At 42.0% G+C, this 14,553-nt stretch carries 16 protein-coding genes; 3 read left to right on the forward strand and 13 right to left on the reverse strand.

From position 1 onward, the window contains the following. Positions 1-143: 143 nt before the first annotated feature. The 9 genes from NSQ34_RS10795 to NSQ34_RS10835 all read right to left on the reverse strand — a co-directional run bounded on the left by NSQ34_RS10795 (position 144) and on the right by NSQ34_RS10835 (position 9,483). On the reverse strand, positions 144-1,550 hold the full coding sequence (locus tag NSQ34_RS10795; protein ID WP_041109727.1) for a glycoside hydrolase family 1 protein: 1,407 nt from the start codon (positions 1,548-1,550) through the stop codon (positions 144-146). Next, the gene (celB, locus tag NSQ34_RS10800) at positions 1,534-2,880 is read right to left on the reverse strand and encodes a PTS cellobiose transporter subunit IIC (protein ID WP_034622356.1); all 1,347 of its coding nucleotides are present in this window, start codon (positions 2,878-2,880) and stop codon (positions 1,534-1,536) included. Before celB ends, NSQ34_RS10795 begins: the two co-directional genes overlap by 17 nt. Positions 2,881-2,905: 25 nt before the next feature. Next, on the reverse strand, positions 2,906-3,238 hold the full coding sequence (locus tag NSQ34_RS10805) for a PTS lactose/cellobiose transporter subunit IIA (protein WP_024422904.1): 333 nt from the start codon (positions 3,236-3,238) through the stop codon (positions 2,906-2,908). Between the two features lie 3 nt (positions 3,239-3,241). Continuing rightward, on the reverse strand, positions 3,242-3,553 hold the full coding sequence (locus tag NSQ34_RS10810; RefSeq protein ID WP_176967007.1) for a PTS sugar transporter subunit IIB: 312 nt from the start codon (positions 3,551-3,553) through the stop codon (positions 3,242-3,244). Between the two features lie 307 nt (positions 3,554-3,860). Further along, positions 3,861-4,646 (reverse strand): SDR family oxidoreductase, encoded by a 786-nt coding sequence (locus tag NSQ34_RS10815; RefSeq protein WP_034622353.1) that lies wholly within the window; start codon positions 4,644-4,646, stop codon positions 3,861-3,863. A gap of 12 nt (positions 4,647-4,658) precedes the next feature. Continuing rightward, positions 4,659-5,507: a GRP family sugar transporter gene (locus NSQ34_RS10820; RefSeq protein ID WP_025093008.1), complete on the reverse strand. Its 849-nt coding sequence runs from the start codon at positions 5,505-5,507 to the stop codon at positions 4,659-4,661. Positions 5,508-5,623: 116 nt separating this feature from the next. Next, complete coding sequence (gene gndA, locus NSQ34_RS10825) at positions 5,624-7,033, reverse strand: NADP-dependent phosphogluconate dehydrogenase (RefSeq protein WP_024428028.1); 1,410 nt, start codon at positions 7,031-7,033, stop codon at positions 5,624-5,626. A gap of 98 nt (positions 7,034-7,131) precedes the next feature. Further along, a complete protein-coding gene (locus tag NSQ34_RS10830; protein WP_024422908.1) occupies positions 7,132-8,376 on the reverse strand; it encodes a DNA polymerase IV in 1,245 nt (414 codons plus the stop codon). A gap of 114 nt (positions 8,377-8,490) precedes the next feature. After that, positions 8,491-9,483, reverse strand: coding sequence for a carbon-nitrogen hydrolase family protein (locus NSQ34_RS10835; protein ID WP_024422909.1), 993 nt, complete (start codon positions 9,481-9,483; stop codon positions 8,491-8,493). A gap of 179 nt (positions 9,484-9,662) precedes the next feature. Here NSQ34_RS10835 and NSQ34_RS10840 point away from each other — a divergent pair, with 179 nt between their 5' ends. Further along, on the forward strand, positions 9,663-9,944 hold the full coding sequence (locus NSQ34_RS10840; protein ID WP_024422910.1) for a hypothetical protein: 282 nt from the start codon (positions 9,663-9,665) through the stop codon (positions 9,942-9,944). Positions 9,945-10,011: 67 nt separating this feature from the next. After that, on the forward strand, positions 10,012-10,791 hold the full coding sequence (locus NSQ34_RS10845) for a membrane protein insertase YidC (RefSeq protein ID WP_046312291.1): 780 nt from the start codon (positions 10,012-10,014) through the stop codon (positions 10,789-10,791). Between the two features lie 36 nt (positions 10,792-10,827). Here NSQ34_RS10845 and NSQ34_RS10850 read toward each other — a convergent pair whose 3' ends face one another. The 4 genes from NSQ34_RS10850 to mce are packed head-to-tail and all read right to left on the reverse strand — an operon-like array spanning position 10,828 to position 14,323. Then, the gene (locus NSQ34_RS10850) at positions 10,828-11,292 is read right to left on the reverse strand and encodes a chemotaxis protein CheW (protein ID WP_024422912.1); all 465 of its coding nucleotides are present in this window, start codon (positions 11,290-11,292) and stop codon (positions 10,828-10,830) included. 14 nt (positions 11,293-11,306) lie between these two features. Further along, positions 11,307-12,428 (reverse strand): tripeptidase T, encoded by a 1,122-nt coding sequence (locus NSQ34_RS10855; RefSeq protein ID WP_176967006.1) that lies wholly within the window; start codon positions 12,426-12,428, stop codon positions 11,307-11,309. Between the two features lie 16 nt (positions 12,429-12,444). Further along, entirely contained in the window at positions 12,445-13,908 is a 1,464-nt protein-coding gene (locus tag NSQ34_RS10860) for an acyl-CoA carboxylase subunit beta (protein ID WP_176967005.1), read from the reverse strand. Further along, entirely contained in the window at positions 13,901-14,323 is a 423-nt protein-coding gene (mce, locus tag NSQ34_RS10865) for a methylmalonyl-CoA epimerase (protein ID WP_176967004.1), read from the reverse strand. The genes NSQ34_RS10860 and mce overlap by 8 nt, the downstream gene beginning before the upstream one ends. 101 nt (positions 14,324-14,424) lie before the next feature. On the opposite strand from mce, the gene prli42 reads away from it, so the two are divergent. Next, positions 14,425-14,517 (forward strand): stressosome-associated protein Prli42, encoded by a 93-nt coding sequence (gene prli42 / locus NSQ34_RS10870; RefSeq protein ID WP_149126490.1) that lies wholly within the window; start codon positions 14,425-14,427, stop codon positions 14,515-14,517. Positions 14,518-14,553 lie beyond the last annotated feature (36 nt).

Consider the following 14,553-nt stretch of genomic DNA (forward strand, 5'->3'; position numbering starts at 1 on the left):
AGGAAATATGGCGTTTTTTAGCCTTCCTCTCATTTTACACTAAGGGATGTGAGCTTAAAAGGTGCCAGCCATTTTTGTTTCATCCACTTACCGTCACATAAGAAAAATACTTGCTCTTTTCAAGGAAAGAGCAAGTATTTTGATTAAAAACCGTTATTCTTTGAAACGGATTGAAACCAGTATCCGCTTTTCTTAATCGTTCGTTTCCCGTCTTTTTGAAGATCAACTGAGACAAATCCATAACGATTTTTATATGCATTCGACCAGGACCAGTTGTCCATAAAGGTCCATAGATGATATCCTTTCACATTGCTTCCTTCTTGAATGGCTTGATGCACCCATTTGAGATGCTCAGAAATAAAGTCAATGCGGTAATCGTCATGAATCATTCCTTCTTCATCCTTAAACCGCTCTTCTCCTTCGACGCCCATTCCATTTTCAGAAATAAAGCATTCAATATTATCATAGTCTGTTTGGACTTTTTTCAATATGTCGTAAATGCCCTTTTCATAGATTTCCCAGCCTCGGTACACATTCATTTTTCTTCCCGGCATCTCAAAAGAATCAAAATAATGGTTCGGCATAAATGGTGCTTGAGGATGCGGCATATGCTCTTTCGCTTTCACTCTTCTTGGCTGATAATAGTTGATGCCAAGAAGATCAATCGTATTCTCTCGAATGAGCTCAAGGTCCCCTTCTTCCATACTTGGCATAAAGCCTTCTTTCTTTAAGACTTCTACTAGCTTTTCCGGGAAATGCCCCTTCACCGCAGGATCTAAGAAGGAACGGTTAAAGAAAGCATCGGCCATCTCTGCTGCTTCTACATCGCGCGGATGCTGGCTTCGCGGGTACGAAGGAGTCAGGTTTAGGATGATGCCAATCTTACCGCCTTGCTGCAGCTTTTTATAAGCCGCAATCGCCTTCGCATTTGATAAAAGTTCATGAAAACCGACCTGTACAGCCTTTTGGAAATCGACTTCGTTTGGATAATGAAAGCTATACATATATCCGCCTTCTACAGGAACAATCGGTTCGTTATGGGTAAACCATTTTTTCACCCGGTCACCAAATAATTGGAAGCATAATGTTGCATAGCTCACATAGTCGTCAACCACCTGTCTGTTCACCCAGCCGCCTTTCTCCTGCAGCGCCATTGGCATATCGAAATGGTACAGGTTCACAAATGGCTCGATATCATGTGCAATCAGTTCATTGATCACATCATTATAAAAGGACACCGCTTCTTCATTGACGGCACCTGTTCCTTCAGGTAAAAGGCGTGACCATGAAATTGACAGCCGAAATGAATTGTGGCCAATTTCTTTCATGAGACGGATATCTTCTTTATATTTTCGATAAAATTGAGATGTCACGTTCGGCCCTACGCCATCAAAAAAACGAGTCGGCTCTTGTTCAAACCAATGATCCCAAATGTTCGGTCCCTTTCCATCGCCGGGGACGCTGCCTTCTGTTTGCGTCGCAGAAGCAGAAGATCCCCACCAGAAACCTTCTGGAAATGTATATGATTGCTTGTTAGTTTCCATCGACATGTATTGAGTCTCCTTCACCTTTGATGTTTGCTGCCTTCGTTTTTTCAGTTGTCGTTATTTTTTCATTTTTCACATTCATACGGTCAATAAATTTCAGGAACGGGAACCAAATGACAAACACAATCATCAGGTTAAACAACTGAAGCAGACCGCCCGCTAGTGAATTTGTTGCCATCATTCCGCTAATAAAGATCGGCACTGTCCATGGGATATTCACGCCTGTCGGCGGCGGTACAATGCCTGATGCCATCGCAAAATAAGTAATACATGTAATGACCATTGGCGCCAAAATCCACGGAATGAGAATAAGCGGATTCATGACAATCGGTAAACCGAAGATAATCGGTTCATTGACGTTAAATAATCCTGGTCCTAAGCCTAGCTTGGCTACTTGTTTTAATTGCTTACTTTTCAGGAAAATTAAAATCGTAAACACAACAGCAAGCGTCATACCGGTTCCACCCATTCCAACCGTATAGATTTCAATAAACTGCTTGCTGATGATATTAGGAACCTCACCTGTTTTTGTGTAGCTCTCTAGGTTTTGAATGGACAATGTATTCCAAATCGGATCCATGACAGAGTTGATAATAATTTGGCCATGAAGCCCAAAGAACCAAAGAATTTGTATAAAGAAAACAGCGATCAACGTCGGAATAATACCGCTTCCAAGACCGACAAGCGGCGCCTGAATGGCATGATAAATTAAATCATGCATATTTGTTTTGAAGCCTTGTGTAATGATGATATTAATGAGCAAAAAGGTTGTAAGTGTCAAAGTAGCCGGGATCAGTGCAGCAAAAGACTTGGAAACAGCTGGCGGAACCCCTTGCGGCATATTGATCACAAATTTCTTTTGGACAAAATAACGATAAATTTCAGCAGACAAAAAGCCTGTGATCATTCCTAGGAACATCCCCTTTGCACCTAAACGATCAACTGGGATAACGCCTGCAATCGTTGCACCGCCTTCTTGTTCTAGTAAAAACGGAGTTAGAAGCAAGAAAGAGGCTAAAGCAATCACGCCGCCAAAGACAGCTTCTACATCATAGCTTTTTGATAAATAGTAGCCAATCCCAAATACAACAAACACACTCATAATGCTGATGGTCGCACTCGGTGCGATATTCAGTGCAGACTGGACGCCCTCCAGTACGGTTTTACTCATGATTTTATCTAAAAATGGCAAATTCATCAGCACAACCATAATGGAACCAAAGATGGTCAGCGGGAACGCAAGCATAAAGGCATCACGTAATACGCCTAAATAGCGGTTGTTGTTCAATCTCCCAGCAATCGGAACCAAAATGGCACTTATTTTATCAAACATTGGTTTCCCCCCTTGTTTACACCCTTTATTGTTTAAGCGATTGGAATATCGGCAGAAGCTCTCCCACAAGCTCCTTGATGGTAATGGTCGACATTAAATGATCTTCAGCGTGCATGAGCAATAAGGAAAAGGATGTTGTTTCTCCGCCTGCCTCTTTCTGCACGAGTTGAAAATGGATGTCATGTGCAAGCCGTAAATCTTCTTCCGCTTCTTTCATATGACTAAAAGCTTCTTCTTCTAGACCTTCTCGATATTGTTTCAGAGCCTGAAGCAATTTGCTGCGTGCATTCCCGCTGTGTAAGATCAATTGAAAGCTCACTTGTTCCTCCGTGAGCCCTTCCAGTGTTTTCTTTTCCATCCTTTAAGATTCCCCCATCAATGTAAGTGCCTGTTCATATGCTTTTTGTCCATCGGCAAGCCCGTATGCCTTCATATCAATGACCTCTACCTCAATCCCGTATTTTGTTGCTTCTTTTTGGAGGTCTCCTTTTAAAAAGCTCATTTGCGGTCCGATTAACACAACATCTGCATTCGCCATTTCTTTTTTTGCTTGATCTTGACCAACTGCCCAAATTTCTGCTTCGTCCCCAATTGAATCGGCATGTGCTTTCATCTTTGTCACTAGTAAACTCGTAGACATTCCCGAACTGCATGCTAATAAAATACGTTTCATTTCTCTCACCCCATTGTTGTAATAAAAGCGCTTCCAATTAATATTATATATTTTTATTTTTAAATGTCTAGACATTTAATTTCATTTGTATGTATTTAATATAAAAAAAGAGCGTATTTTACGCTCGTTCAGATTGTTGACAAAGGGCTAAAATGCTTGATTTTAGCCCTTTGTCTTCTTTTCAGCGTGATAGAAAACCTTTGCGGTCTGGGCAGGAGCGGAGCGAATTTGACATTCGTGAGCACCGGAGCGCAAACCTGACACCGAATGCGAGGGTTTGTCTACACGCTGATTTGTCTTCATTGTCTTATCCTTTTCCTGCCTGGAACCCAGGATACTTAGTCATGCCGCCGTCTACATATAACGTCAAGCCTGTGACATAGCTCGCTTCTTTTGATGCCAGCCAGACAGCACATGCTGCCACTTCTTCCGGCTTTCCAATATAGCCGATTGGAATCAGCTCAATCACGCCTTTTTTCAATGCTGGATCATCGAATTTCTCCGCATTAATCGGGGTATCAATGGCGCCTGGTGCAATGCTGTTTACACGGATTTTTTTAGGGGCATATTCAAGCGCCAATGTTTCTGTCAAAAGCTTTGCGCCTCCTTTACTGGCTGCATAATGCACGAAATGAGGCCAAGGAATTTGCTGATGAACCGACGACATATTAATGATCGAGCCTTCTATCCCATGATCTGTCATATACTTCAGTGCATCACGGCACCCTAGAAACATGCCTGTTAAATTGGTAGACATTACTTTGTTCCAATTATCCAGCGTCATTTCTGTAGAGGGTACTTCATTTTCAATGCCTGCGTTATTGATCATCACATCAAGACTGCCGAATGTATCAACGGCTTTATCAATCATCGCCTGCATATCCTCTTCCTTTGATACGTCTCCCTTGATTTTCACAGCCTGTCCGCCATGCTTTTGAATTTCTGCAATGGTATCATCCGGATTTTCTTTATCAGAGAAGTAATTAATCACCACATTGGCTTTTTCTTGTCCAAATCGGCGGGCCATCGCTTGGCCAATCCCTGTACCTGCACCTGTAATCAGAACTGTTTTTCCTTCTAAATCTGGATACATTCGTGTAACCTCCTATTTTGTAAAGCCTAGCAGCACACCGCCTGCAATAATCATCAAGCAGCCTGCAATGACAAAGCTTGTTCTAGATGCTTTCTCTTTTAATAAATAAATGCCGCCTAGTGTTGAGATGACAATCCCTGTTTGTGACATCGAAAAGCTTACGGCTACGCCGATTAATGGAATGGCCAAAAGCAGCCCAAGATTTCCTGTTGACCAAACAAGACCGGCAATGATATTTCTAAACGTATATTTACTAAATGGGTCCTGTTTTAAACTAATCGCTAAGGATGAAAGCAGCATACCGACGGATTGCGGGACAAGTGCAGACCAGCCATCAATATCAAACCATCTTAAAATGACGACATATCCGACGTAGCCAACAGTTGAGATGAGCAGAATAATGATCCCTTTTTTAAAATTGCCTCTGCCATTCCCGCCGCCATTCTTTTTTTGGCCGAGCGATGTCATCACAACACCTGCAATGATCAGTAAAATGGCGCAAGAACCAATGAGTATGACCGTCATCGTCTGCCATTCTTTGAAGACCATGACGCCAAATAGCGTTGTGCTCACAAGCTGCATGCCCGTTGATAAGGGAACCGCTTTAGACACACCGAGAAAAGCAACACTTGAAAGCTGATTCATTTGTCCAATACTCCAGAAGATGCCTGAAATGACGGAAACCGCAAAAATAAGCGGTGTCAGCTCTGGCATTTTGATGAAAAAGGCTGCAATCGAAAATAAAAACGCGCCGAGCGTAATGCCAAGGGTTTGCTGATACGCATTCCCGCCTAGTTTGACACTGATGAGAACAATACTTCCCCAAAATATCGCTGGGAGAAGTGCATATAAGATGCCCACTTCTATCCCTACTTTCTTGTCTTTTTTACATAGCATCCCTCTTTTTCACATTTTTAGCCGAAAAGATACAAACAAAAAAACCTTACCAAAGGTAAGGTTTTTCAGTCGTTCTCTATTTATTTCATCCATTCAGTATGGAATACGCCTTCTTTATCTGTACGCTCATACGTATGTGCACCGAAATAGTCACGCTGTGCTTGAATTAAATTCGCTGGAAGGACAGCTGTGCGATAGCTATCAAAGTAAGCAAGTGCACTTGAGAATGAAGGAACAGGCACTCCTTGTTCCACTGCAAGTGAAATGACTTTACGAAGTGATGATTGATAGTTTTGAGCAATATCCTTAAAGTATGGATCAAGCAATAGGTTTTTCAGTTCAGGATTACGGTCATACGCTTCTTTAATTTGTTGTAAGAAGGCTGCACGAATGATACATCCGCCGCGGAAGATCATCGCAATTTCACCGTATTTCAAATCCCAGTTATATTCATCAGACGCTGCTTTCATTTGCGCAAAGCCTTGTGCGTAAGAGCAGATTTTACTCATGAATAGGGCTTTTCTAACTGCTTCGATCAGCTCTTGTTTATTCTCAGCTGATTGTGCTGGCTCTGGACCTTCGATCAATTGACTTGCTTCCACACGTTCATCTTTCATTGCTGAAATGTAGCGCGCAAAAACAGACTCAGTAATGATTGGAAGCGGGACACCTAGATCAAGTGAGCTTTTGCTTGTCCATTTTCCAGTTCCTTTTTGACCAGCTTTATCTAAGATCACATCCACAAGCGGCTGGTTTGTTTCCTCATCCACTTTTGTGAAAATGTCAGCTGTAATTTCGATTAAATAGCTGTCAAGCTCGCCTTTATTCCACTCTGAGAATACTTCATGAAGCTCCCCTGCTGATAATCCAGCAACATGCTTCAAGATAAAGTATGATTCAGAGATCAATTGCATATCTCCGTACTCGATACCGTTATGAACCATTTTGACATAATGTCCTGCTCCATCTGGGCCGATATACGTTGTACAAGGCTCGCCATCTACTTTCGCAGAGATCGCTTCTAAAATTGGTTTCACTAGCTCATGCGCTTCTTTTTGACCGCCTGGCATGATGGAAGGACCTTTTAGCGCGCCTTCTTCACCGCCGGAAACACCTGTACCAATGAAGTGAATACCACTTTCTGCAAGCTCTTGGTTACGTCTTTGTGTATCCTTGTAATATGTATTTCCACCATCAATTAAAATGTCACCTTTCTCTAGGTGAGGAAGTAATGATTGAATGGTTGCATCTGTTGCTGCACCAGCTTTTACCATTAAAAGAATTTTACGCGGTGTTTCAAGCGACTGAACAAATTCTTCGATGCTGTATGTGCCAACAACGTTTTTTCCTTCTGCTTCTTGAAGAAACTCTTCTGTTTTGCTGCTAGATCTGTTATAAACGGATACGGAGAAACCGCGGCTTTCAATATTGAGGGCAAGGTTTTTCCCCATAACGGCTAGTCCAACCACACCGATTTGTTGTTTTGACATAATTCTGACGTCCCTTCTAACACACTATATTGATTACTGCTGAAATGATGTACCCTTTGAAATTACCACAACATCACCTCTTTTATCAAGTTTTCAGGCTAGTCATTTCCTCTTTCGTCCTGAAAAAAATCTTTATTAAAACTTGTCCCGCTTGTTTTGCTCTCTTTTTCCTTAATAGTGATCCCTCTTTGCACCAATGACTTTCCATATTTTTCTTTCAGTCCATCTAAAATGGTTTGGAGAGGCTCTTCTTTTGCATCTTCTGTATATGAAAATAAATCAAGCTGTTTAACAGCTGCTTTTCGTTCGACAAGGTCTGTCCCCGTCACACCTAAGAGCCTCACTGGCTGGTCATTCCAATGTTTAAGGAATAACTGCTTTGCCGCTTCAAATATGTCTTCTTTTCGATCCGTTGGATTTGTGAGCATGACACTTCGCGTGATATTTTTCCAGCTTGCATACCGAATCATGATGAGCAGCCGGTTCGCCATCACTTCTTTTCTCCTTAACCTTGCACTCACAGATTGTGACAGCTTATCAATTAACGTGACAAGTTCATCTGAATCATCCGAATCATGAGGAAGAGTAGATGAATTGCCGACGGATTTAAATTCGTATATTCTTTCTGGGTCTACGATGCCGTCATGTTCACCATTCGCCTTTTGCTTTAATCTCGGTCCATTAATGCCAAGCAATTCTTTTAGCGTATACTCATTCGCTTTCGCTAAATCTTCAATGGTATGAATTCCGATTTTTTTTAATTTCTCTGCCGTTTTTTGTCCAACCCCGTGCATATCACCAGCAGGGAGCGGCCAGAGCATGTTCGGAACATCTCGTTTACGCAATATGGTGATGCCCATTGGCTTTTTCCAATTAGATGCCATTTTCGCTAAAAATTTATTCGGTGCAATGCCGATACTTGAAGGAAGCATCAGCTCCTCTACAAGCCTTGTTTGAATATCATGAGCCGTTTTTACCGCATGCTCGGCATATGGCGTATGTGTTAAATCAATATAGCCCTCATCAATCGATACAGGTTCGACTAAATCACTGTATTCTCTTAGTATTGTAAACATCTCTTGTGAGGAGCTGCGGTACCGGTCAAAGTTCGGTGTGCGGACAATGAGTCCCGGACATAGCCGCTTCGCCTCCCACAAGGGCATCGGGGGCTTCACGCCTAGTGCTCTTGCCTCGTAGCTGCACGTCACAACAATCCCTTTACGCTCTTTTGCATTTCCGCTGATGGCTAAAGGTTTCCCTCGCAAAGAAGGATCATACGCCATTTCTACATTGGCATAAAAAGCATTCATGTCTATATGAAAAATAATATTTGACATTGGCATAACCCCATTTTCTTGTCTACCTAAATTTTGATCAGCTATTTTTGATTATACATTGATTTATTTCATCTTTCCTCAAAAAAACCTTCTCTAAAAAAGAGAAGGTTCCACGTTCATTTACACTTTTTCTTCAAGTATACCATGTTGATATTGAATGTCCTCATATGTGAATACTTCATTTTTTTGATGATGTAAATGTTTTACCACCGGATTGGGCTGTTGATGAAAATTCATACTCAAACTTTGATTGGAGTAGTGTCCAGCCGGATCAATATAATACTTGTAATCAATGACTCTTTCTACATCAATTTCAGCGTAAGCAATTCCTTCCGTTTCAGCAGGAACCATATCACTGATCGGTTCCCCGTCCGGCCCGTAAATACACGTATGCCCGCTCTTAAATGTTTCAAAGTAATCTCTTTGCTCCTGCGTTAAACAAATCATTTCTTTCATTTCTTCCGTATATATAGATGATGTCATCAGCACAAATGTCTGTGTCGCGATGGCATAATATCTGCTTGAAATTTCATCGTCAAAATAACCTGGCCAAGAGGCTACATGTACTTGCTCATTTTGAGCATTCATCGCCATAAGATCAAGCGGGACTTGATGCTCCCAGCACATCAATCCGCCAAGGTTTCCAATGTCAGTTTGAAAGACCGGCATCATACTTCCACTTCCATCCCCCCAAATGAGTCTTTCTGCTACAGAAGCTCTCATTTTCCGGTGTTTTCCTATTAAATCCCCATTTGGATTAAACCAAAGCTGAGCTAAATAGAGAGAGCCGCCATCTTTTTCACTGCATGATATACAAACGTACGTTTCATTTCTTTTTGCTGCCTCACTTATTTTTTGAATGGCTAAGCTAGGGATTTCAACGGCATTTTTATATAATTCATGATAGAACTTTCTCGTATATTCTGGATGACCAATAAAAGCAAACCAAGGATAACCAGGTAAAAATGCTTCTGGGAATGCCACAAGCTTTGCACCATTTGAAGCTGCCTCGTCGATCAGTTCACATGATTTCTCAACGGTTGCTTCCAAATTTAAGTAGACAGGTGCTGCTTGCACGGCAGCTGCTCGAAACTTTGGGTAAATACTTGTCATATTCAAAACCTCCATTTCTTTTATCCCCCTCATTATAGGATAGGAAATATGAAGTTTGGATGACATTTACTATTTTATACAAAATAAGGAATTTTATTTAATAGAGAAAACACGTGGTTGTGTTAGACATTTAACCATGTGTATAGTACACTGTGAGTAATGAAATGGATGTGATAATCATGATTATTGATACATTCAATGAAGTCTTTTTCCTTGTTGAATTCTTTACGATTATTCTTCCAGCGCTGACGGCCATCGGCATTGCGTTTTTACTAAAAGACTGCCGTATGAACGAACACCTTGGTGGACATCGTTTGGAAGAGTTGGACGCATCTTGCTTGAATCGAACAGACTTTCTGTTTATCATATACGATCGCATTACAACTTGGATTAGTAAAGTCATTCGAATGAAAAGATCATCAAATGATGATGAAGACCATTCGCTTCCTCTCACTAATTAAATTTTTTTAATCATGAGGAGGAAACGAATTGAAACGTTTATTGACTGTTTTTACGACTTTATGTTTGATGATGATTGCGTCACCTGCATTTGCAGCGAGTGCGCAAACGAATACGAGCTCTGATGGGTTTTTCCATCATTATTTTGTTCAGCCTTTTTCTGAGCTGATCATTTGGCTTGCGAACTTTTTCCATGATGATTATGGTTTATCCATTATGTTCGTCACCTTGATTGTCCGCCTGCTGATTTTCCCGCTTTTTGCGAACCAATTTAAGAAGCAACGAGTCATGCAGGAAAAAATGGCACTGGTGAAACCTCAGATTGACCAAATACAAAGCAAACTGAAGAAAACAAAAGATCCTGAAAAACAAAAAGAACTGCAAATGGAAATGATGAAAGTATATAAAGAGAACAATGTGAACCCGCTGGCAATGGGCTGTCTGCCTATGCTGATTCAAATTCCAATTGTTCTTGGCTTTTACTCAGCGATCCGCTCAACACCTGAGATCGCAACTCATACGTTCTTATGGTTTAACTTGGGACAAACCGATTTATTGGTGGCAGTCTTTGCAGGGGCTATGTATTTCTTGCAATTTTATGTCACACAAAAATATGCGAAGCAATCAGGCACTCAGACAGAGGCTGCGCTGAAGCAAGCGAAAGTAATGGGCATGATTTTCCCAATCATGATGCTGTTTCTTTCAATCAATGCACCCGCTGCTCTTCCTTTATACTGGATGACAAGCGGACTATTACTCACGATTCAAACGATTATTTTAAATGTCATGTACCAAAAATCAAAAACGAAAGCTGCGGCTAACGAACAAGCCAAACCAGCTGCTGAATAAAAATAAACCCCTTATCTTTAGATAAGGGGTTTTTCATTATGCCAATTCTTCTTTCAACCGGTCTGGCAATTGATCGAGGTCCTCAATTTTTCCAAGGAACTTATTTGGGTCCACTTGTAAAATCATTTTGTTTTCTCTCTCCACAACGCCGAAGAAATATTCAGATGCCTTCGTGTTCATATGAAATGGCTTGATCTCGCTTTGCTCGATATCGATGATATCTTTTGCATCTGAGACAAGACAGCCAATCATTTGATCGTTTACTTCAAATAACAGCACCTTGGACTGCTCGTTCACATCAAGAGGCTTTCCGTGAAGCATCACGCCTGTATCACTGACAGGAATGACCTCTCCTCTTAATGACATCAGCCCTTTAATTTCTTTTGGTAGGTTCGATACTTCTTGTAAGTAAGGGACCTTCTCAATCGAACGAATATGCTCTACACTGATGCCAAACTCCTCTTGCCCCACCTGAAAAATAATAATCTTTTGCGTGCTCACAGAGTCTCCTGCCTTTACGATAGATTTGTCGTTTCTTCGATAATGGCGAGAACCATTTCAGCTGTTTTGACTAATTCTTCAATCGGCATTTTCTCATTTTTCGTATGAATATCTTCATATCCAACAGCTAGGTTGACAGTTGGGACGCCGTTGCCTGCAATGACGTTAGCATCACTGCCTCCGCCGCTCGTCTGCAGTTCTGAAGGACGGCCAATTTTTGCTGCCGCTTTTTTCGCCACTTCTACGACTTGATCGCCGTGTGAGAATTTGAAGCCTGGATACATGATGTCAATTTGTACATCGGCACTTCCGCCCATTTCTTTAGCGGTTTTTTCAAAGGCTTCTTTCATCTTCGCTACTTGAGCTTCCATTTTTGCTGGTTCTAAAGAGCGTGCTTCCGCCAAAATATCGACTTGATCGCACACAATATTCGTTTGTGTTCCGCCTTCAAAACGGCCGATATTCGCCGTTGTTTCTTCATCAATCCGGCCAAGCGGCATGCTGGCAATTGCTTTTGATGCAATGGTAATCGCAGACACACCTTTTTCTGGCGCGACACCTGCGTGAGCGGTTTTTCCGTAAATCGTTGCGCGTACTTTTGCCTGTGTTGGTGCAGCTACAATAATCGTTCCAACCTTGCCATCTGAATCAAGGGCATAGCCGTATTTCGCTGTCATCAAATTCGGATCTAACGCTTTTGCTCCAACAAGTCCTGATTCCTCGCCTGCTGTGATCACAAATTCAATTGTTCCATGCGGTAAATTTTTCTCTTTCAGCACGCGGATCGCCTCAAACATAGCAGCAAGTCCTGTTTTATCGTCAGCACCAAGAATCGTTGTTCCATCTGTTTTCACATAGCCGTCCTCAATGACTGGTTTTACGCCATTCCCTGGTACAACTGTATCCATATGAGAAGTGAAATAAATTGTATCTGCCTCTTGATTTCCTTCTAATGTGCAGACAAGGTTGCCTGCGCCGTGGCCTGTTACCGCTTTTGAATCGTCTTCAATCACTTTTAGACCAAGCTGCGAGAATTTTTCTTTTAATACTTCAACAATTTTCTCTTCGTGTTTTGTTTCTGAATCAATCTGAACTAATTCTAAAAATTCGTCTAGTAAGCGTTTTTCATTGATCATGATGATGCTCCTCCTCTTATAGCGGCATGTTGCCATGCTTTTTTAACGGTCTATCTTCTTCCTTACTGCGAAGCACATCAAATGAGCGGATCAATCGCTCTCTCGTTTCAGCTGGCATGAAAATATCATCTATCAGACCTGCCTGAGCCGCTTTCCATACACTTGGTTTGTTTTCAGACTTGCGCGAAGCAGGATGAACGATTTCGTCTGCGAACGTTTTCCCCATGACATCAATTTCGGCTTCTGGCCATGCATAAACAAAGTCAGCTCCTAAGCCCTTGCTATTCATCGCGACATATGCACCGCCAAACGCCTTTCTTAAAATCACAGTGATTTTTGGAACGGTTGCTTCAGCGTACGCATATAAAAGCTTTGCCCCATGGCGGATAATTCCCGCATGCTCGGCTTTTTCTCCTGGTAAAAAACCAGGAACGTCCACAAGGGTTAAGATCGGAATATGAAACGCATCGCAAAATCGAATAAACCTGGCCGCTTTATCGGCAGCGTCAAGATCAAGGCTGCCTGCCAGCACCTTTGGCTGATTGGCAACAACACCAATGGAGGCTCCTTGTAATCTGGCAAAACCTGTGACAATATTTTTTGAGAAACAAGGCTGCGTTTCAAAGAATGAGTCTGGATCGGTTATCGCTGTCACCACTTGTTTGACATCATAAGTTCGTGAGGGATCCTTTGGCAAGATGCTGCCTGGATCGGCGGTATCATGCTTTCGCGTCCCAGCGCGTGTGACAGCCTGCTGTTTCGTTTGTATGTACGTTAAAAGAGTTCGAACCGCTTCTAACACGTCCTTCTCATCTTTCCCAGTATAGTGCACATTCCCGCTCGTCTGATGCTGAACACTTGCACCGCCAAGACGGTCAGGACAGACCGTTTCTCCTGTTGCCTTTTCTATTACTTTCGGACCAGTTAAAAACATATGAGCTGTTTGCTCTGTCATGAAGACAAAATCAGTCAATGCAGGAGAATAAACTGCACCTCCAGCACATGAACCTAAAATAACTGATATTTGCGGGATTCGACCAGAGTACAGCACATTCCGTTTAAAAATCTGTCCGTATCCTTCTAATGATACCACACCCTCTTGAATTCTCGCACCACCTGAGTCTTTTAGACCGATGACCGGCATCTGATTTTTAGCTGCCAGATCCATTAAAGAGGCAATTTTTTTCGCATGCATTTCGCCTAATGAGCCCCCATATACAGTTGCATCTTGTGCATAAACACAGACAGGCTTACCGTGAATGAGTCCCGTTCCAATGACGACGCCGTCACCAACATGCTCTGACAGACCTCCTGTTGCAAATGACTGAATTTCCATCAAGCTGCCCTCGTCAAGAAGTTCATGCAGCCGCTCTCGAACCGTCAGCTTTCCTTTGCTTCTGTGAGCCGCTGCTCGTTTTTCGCCGCCGCCCATTAACGCTTTATTCCGCCATTCAGACAAGTCATTGAACGAATCATTCATCGCAATATTTCTCTCCTTTCAAGGACCCGCACAATTCAAATAACACACCTGACGTTTCTTTAGGTGAAATAAAGGCAATCTGCTTTCCGCTGGCGCCCATCTGTGCTGTTTTTTGGAGAAGCTGCACGCCAAGGTGATCGATACGGCTAAGATCCGTTTGAATGTCATCTGACTTTAACGCAATATGATGAAGGCCCTCTCCTCTTTTTGTTAAAAAGGTATGTAGTTTACTGCCGGCTGAGATGGGCTCAATTAATTCAATGTGCAGATCATCAAGTGAAGCGAAGGACGCTTTAATCTCCTGCTCAGGAATCTCTTGTATGTCTGAAAAATGCCAGTTAAATAGCTGATGAAGCGTTTGAGATGTTTCTTTAATAGAAAAGACGGCAATGGCAATATGATCGATTTGGTTCATCCGTTCACTTCCTTTGCTGATCACTTGTCGCATATGAAAAAACCAGATAAAATAAAGACAAGTGCGCTTGTCGCAAAAATCTTCGGTTATAGGGGTGCGATATGTCTCAAAAATTCATGAAATTTATGGTATTGCTTATGATTAGCCTGCTGTTAGTTTCTTCACTTTTAGCAGGAGCAGCAGCCTTTTTATAAGGTTTGAATAAAAGCAGACAAGCAGGTGATTCGCGA

This window comes from Bacillus sp. FSL P2-0069, from assembly GCF_038593315.1.
GTDB lineage: Bacteria > Bacillota > Bacilli > Bacillales > Bacillaceae > Bacillus > Bacillus safensis.

Excerpts from the sequence above, each read along its gene's own strand:
- prli42 (WP_149126490.1), top strand. The coding sequence starts at position 14,425 with ATGTCTCAAAAATTCATGAAATTTATGGTATTGCTTATGATTAGCCTG.
- NSQ34_RS10795 (WP_041109727.1), bottom strand. The coding sequence starts at position 1,550 with ATGTCGATGGAAACTAACAAGCAATCATATACATTTCCAGAAGGTTTC.
- NSQ34_RS10845 (WP_046312291.1), top strand. The coding sequence starts at position 10,012 with ATGATGATTGCGTCACCTGCATTTGCAGCGAGTGCGCAAACGAATACG.
- NSQ34_RS10810 (WP_176967007.1), bottom strand. The coding sequence starts at position 3,553 with ATGAAACGTATTTTATTAGCATGCAGTTCGGGAATGTCTACGAGTTTA.
- mce (WP_176967004.1), bottom strand. The coding sequence starts at position 14,323 with ATGAACCAAATCGATCATATTGCCATTGCCGTCTTTTCTATTAAAGAA.
- NSQ34_RS10835 (WP_024422909.1), bottom strand. The coding sequence starts at position 9,483 with ATGACAAGTATTTACCCAAAGTTTCGAGCAGCTGCCGTGCAAGCAGCA.
- NSQ34_RS10860 (WP_176967005.1), bottom strand. The coding sequence starts at position 13,908 with ATGAATGATTCGTTCAATGACTTGTCTGAATGGCGGAATAAAGCGTTA.
- NSQ34_RS10855 (WP_176967006.1), bottom strand. The coding sequence starts at position 12,428 with ATGATCAATGAAAAACGCTTACTAGACGAATTTTTAGAATTAGTTCAG.
- NSQ34_RS10815 (WP_034622353.1), bottom strand. The coding sequence starts at position 4,646 with ATGTATCCAGATTTAGAAGGAAAAACAGTTCTGATTACAGGTGCAGGT.
- celB (WP_034622356.1), bottom strand. The coding sequence starts at position 2,880 with ATGTTTGATAAAATAAGTGCCATTTTGGTTCCGATTGCTGGGAGATTG.
- NSQ34_RS10840 (WP_024422910.1), top strand. The coding sequence starts at position 9,663 with ATGATTATTGATACATTCAATGAAGTCTTTTTCCTTGTTGAATTCTTT.
- NSQ34_RS10830 (WP_024422908.1), bottom strand. The coding sequence starts at position 8,376 with ATGCCAATGTCAAATATTATTTTTCATATAGACATGAATGCTTTTTAT.
- gndA (WP_024428028.1), bottom strand. The coding sequence starts at position 7,033 with ATGTCAAAACAACAAATCGGTGTGGTTGGACTAGCCGTTATGGGGAAA.
- NSQ34_RS10805 (WP_024422904.1), bottom strand. The coding sequence starts at position 3,238 with ATGGAAAAGAAAACACTGGAAGGGCTCACGGAGGAACAAGTGAGCTTT.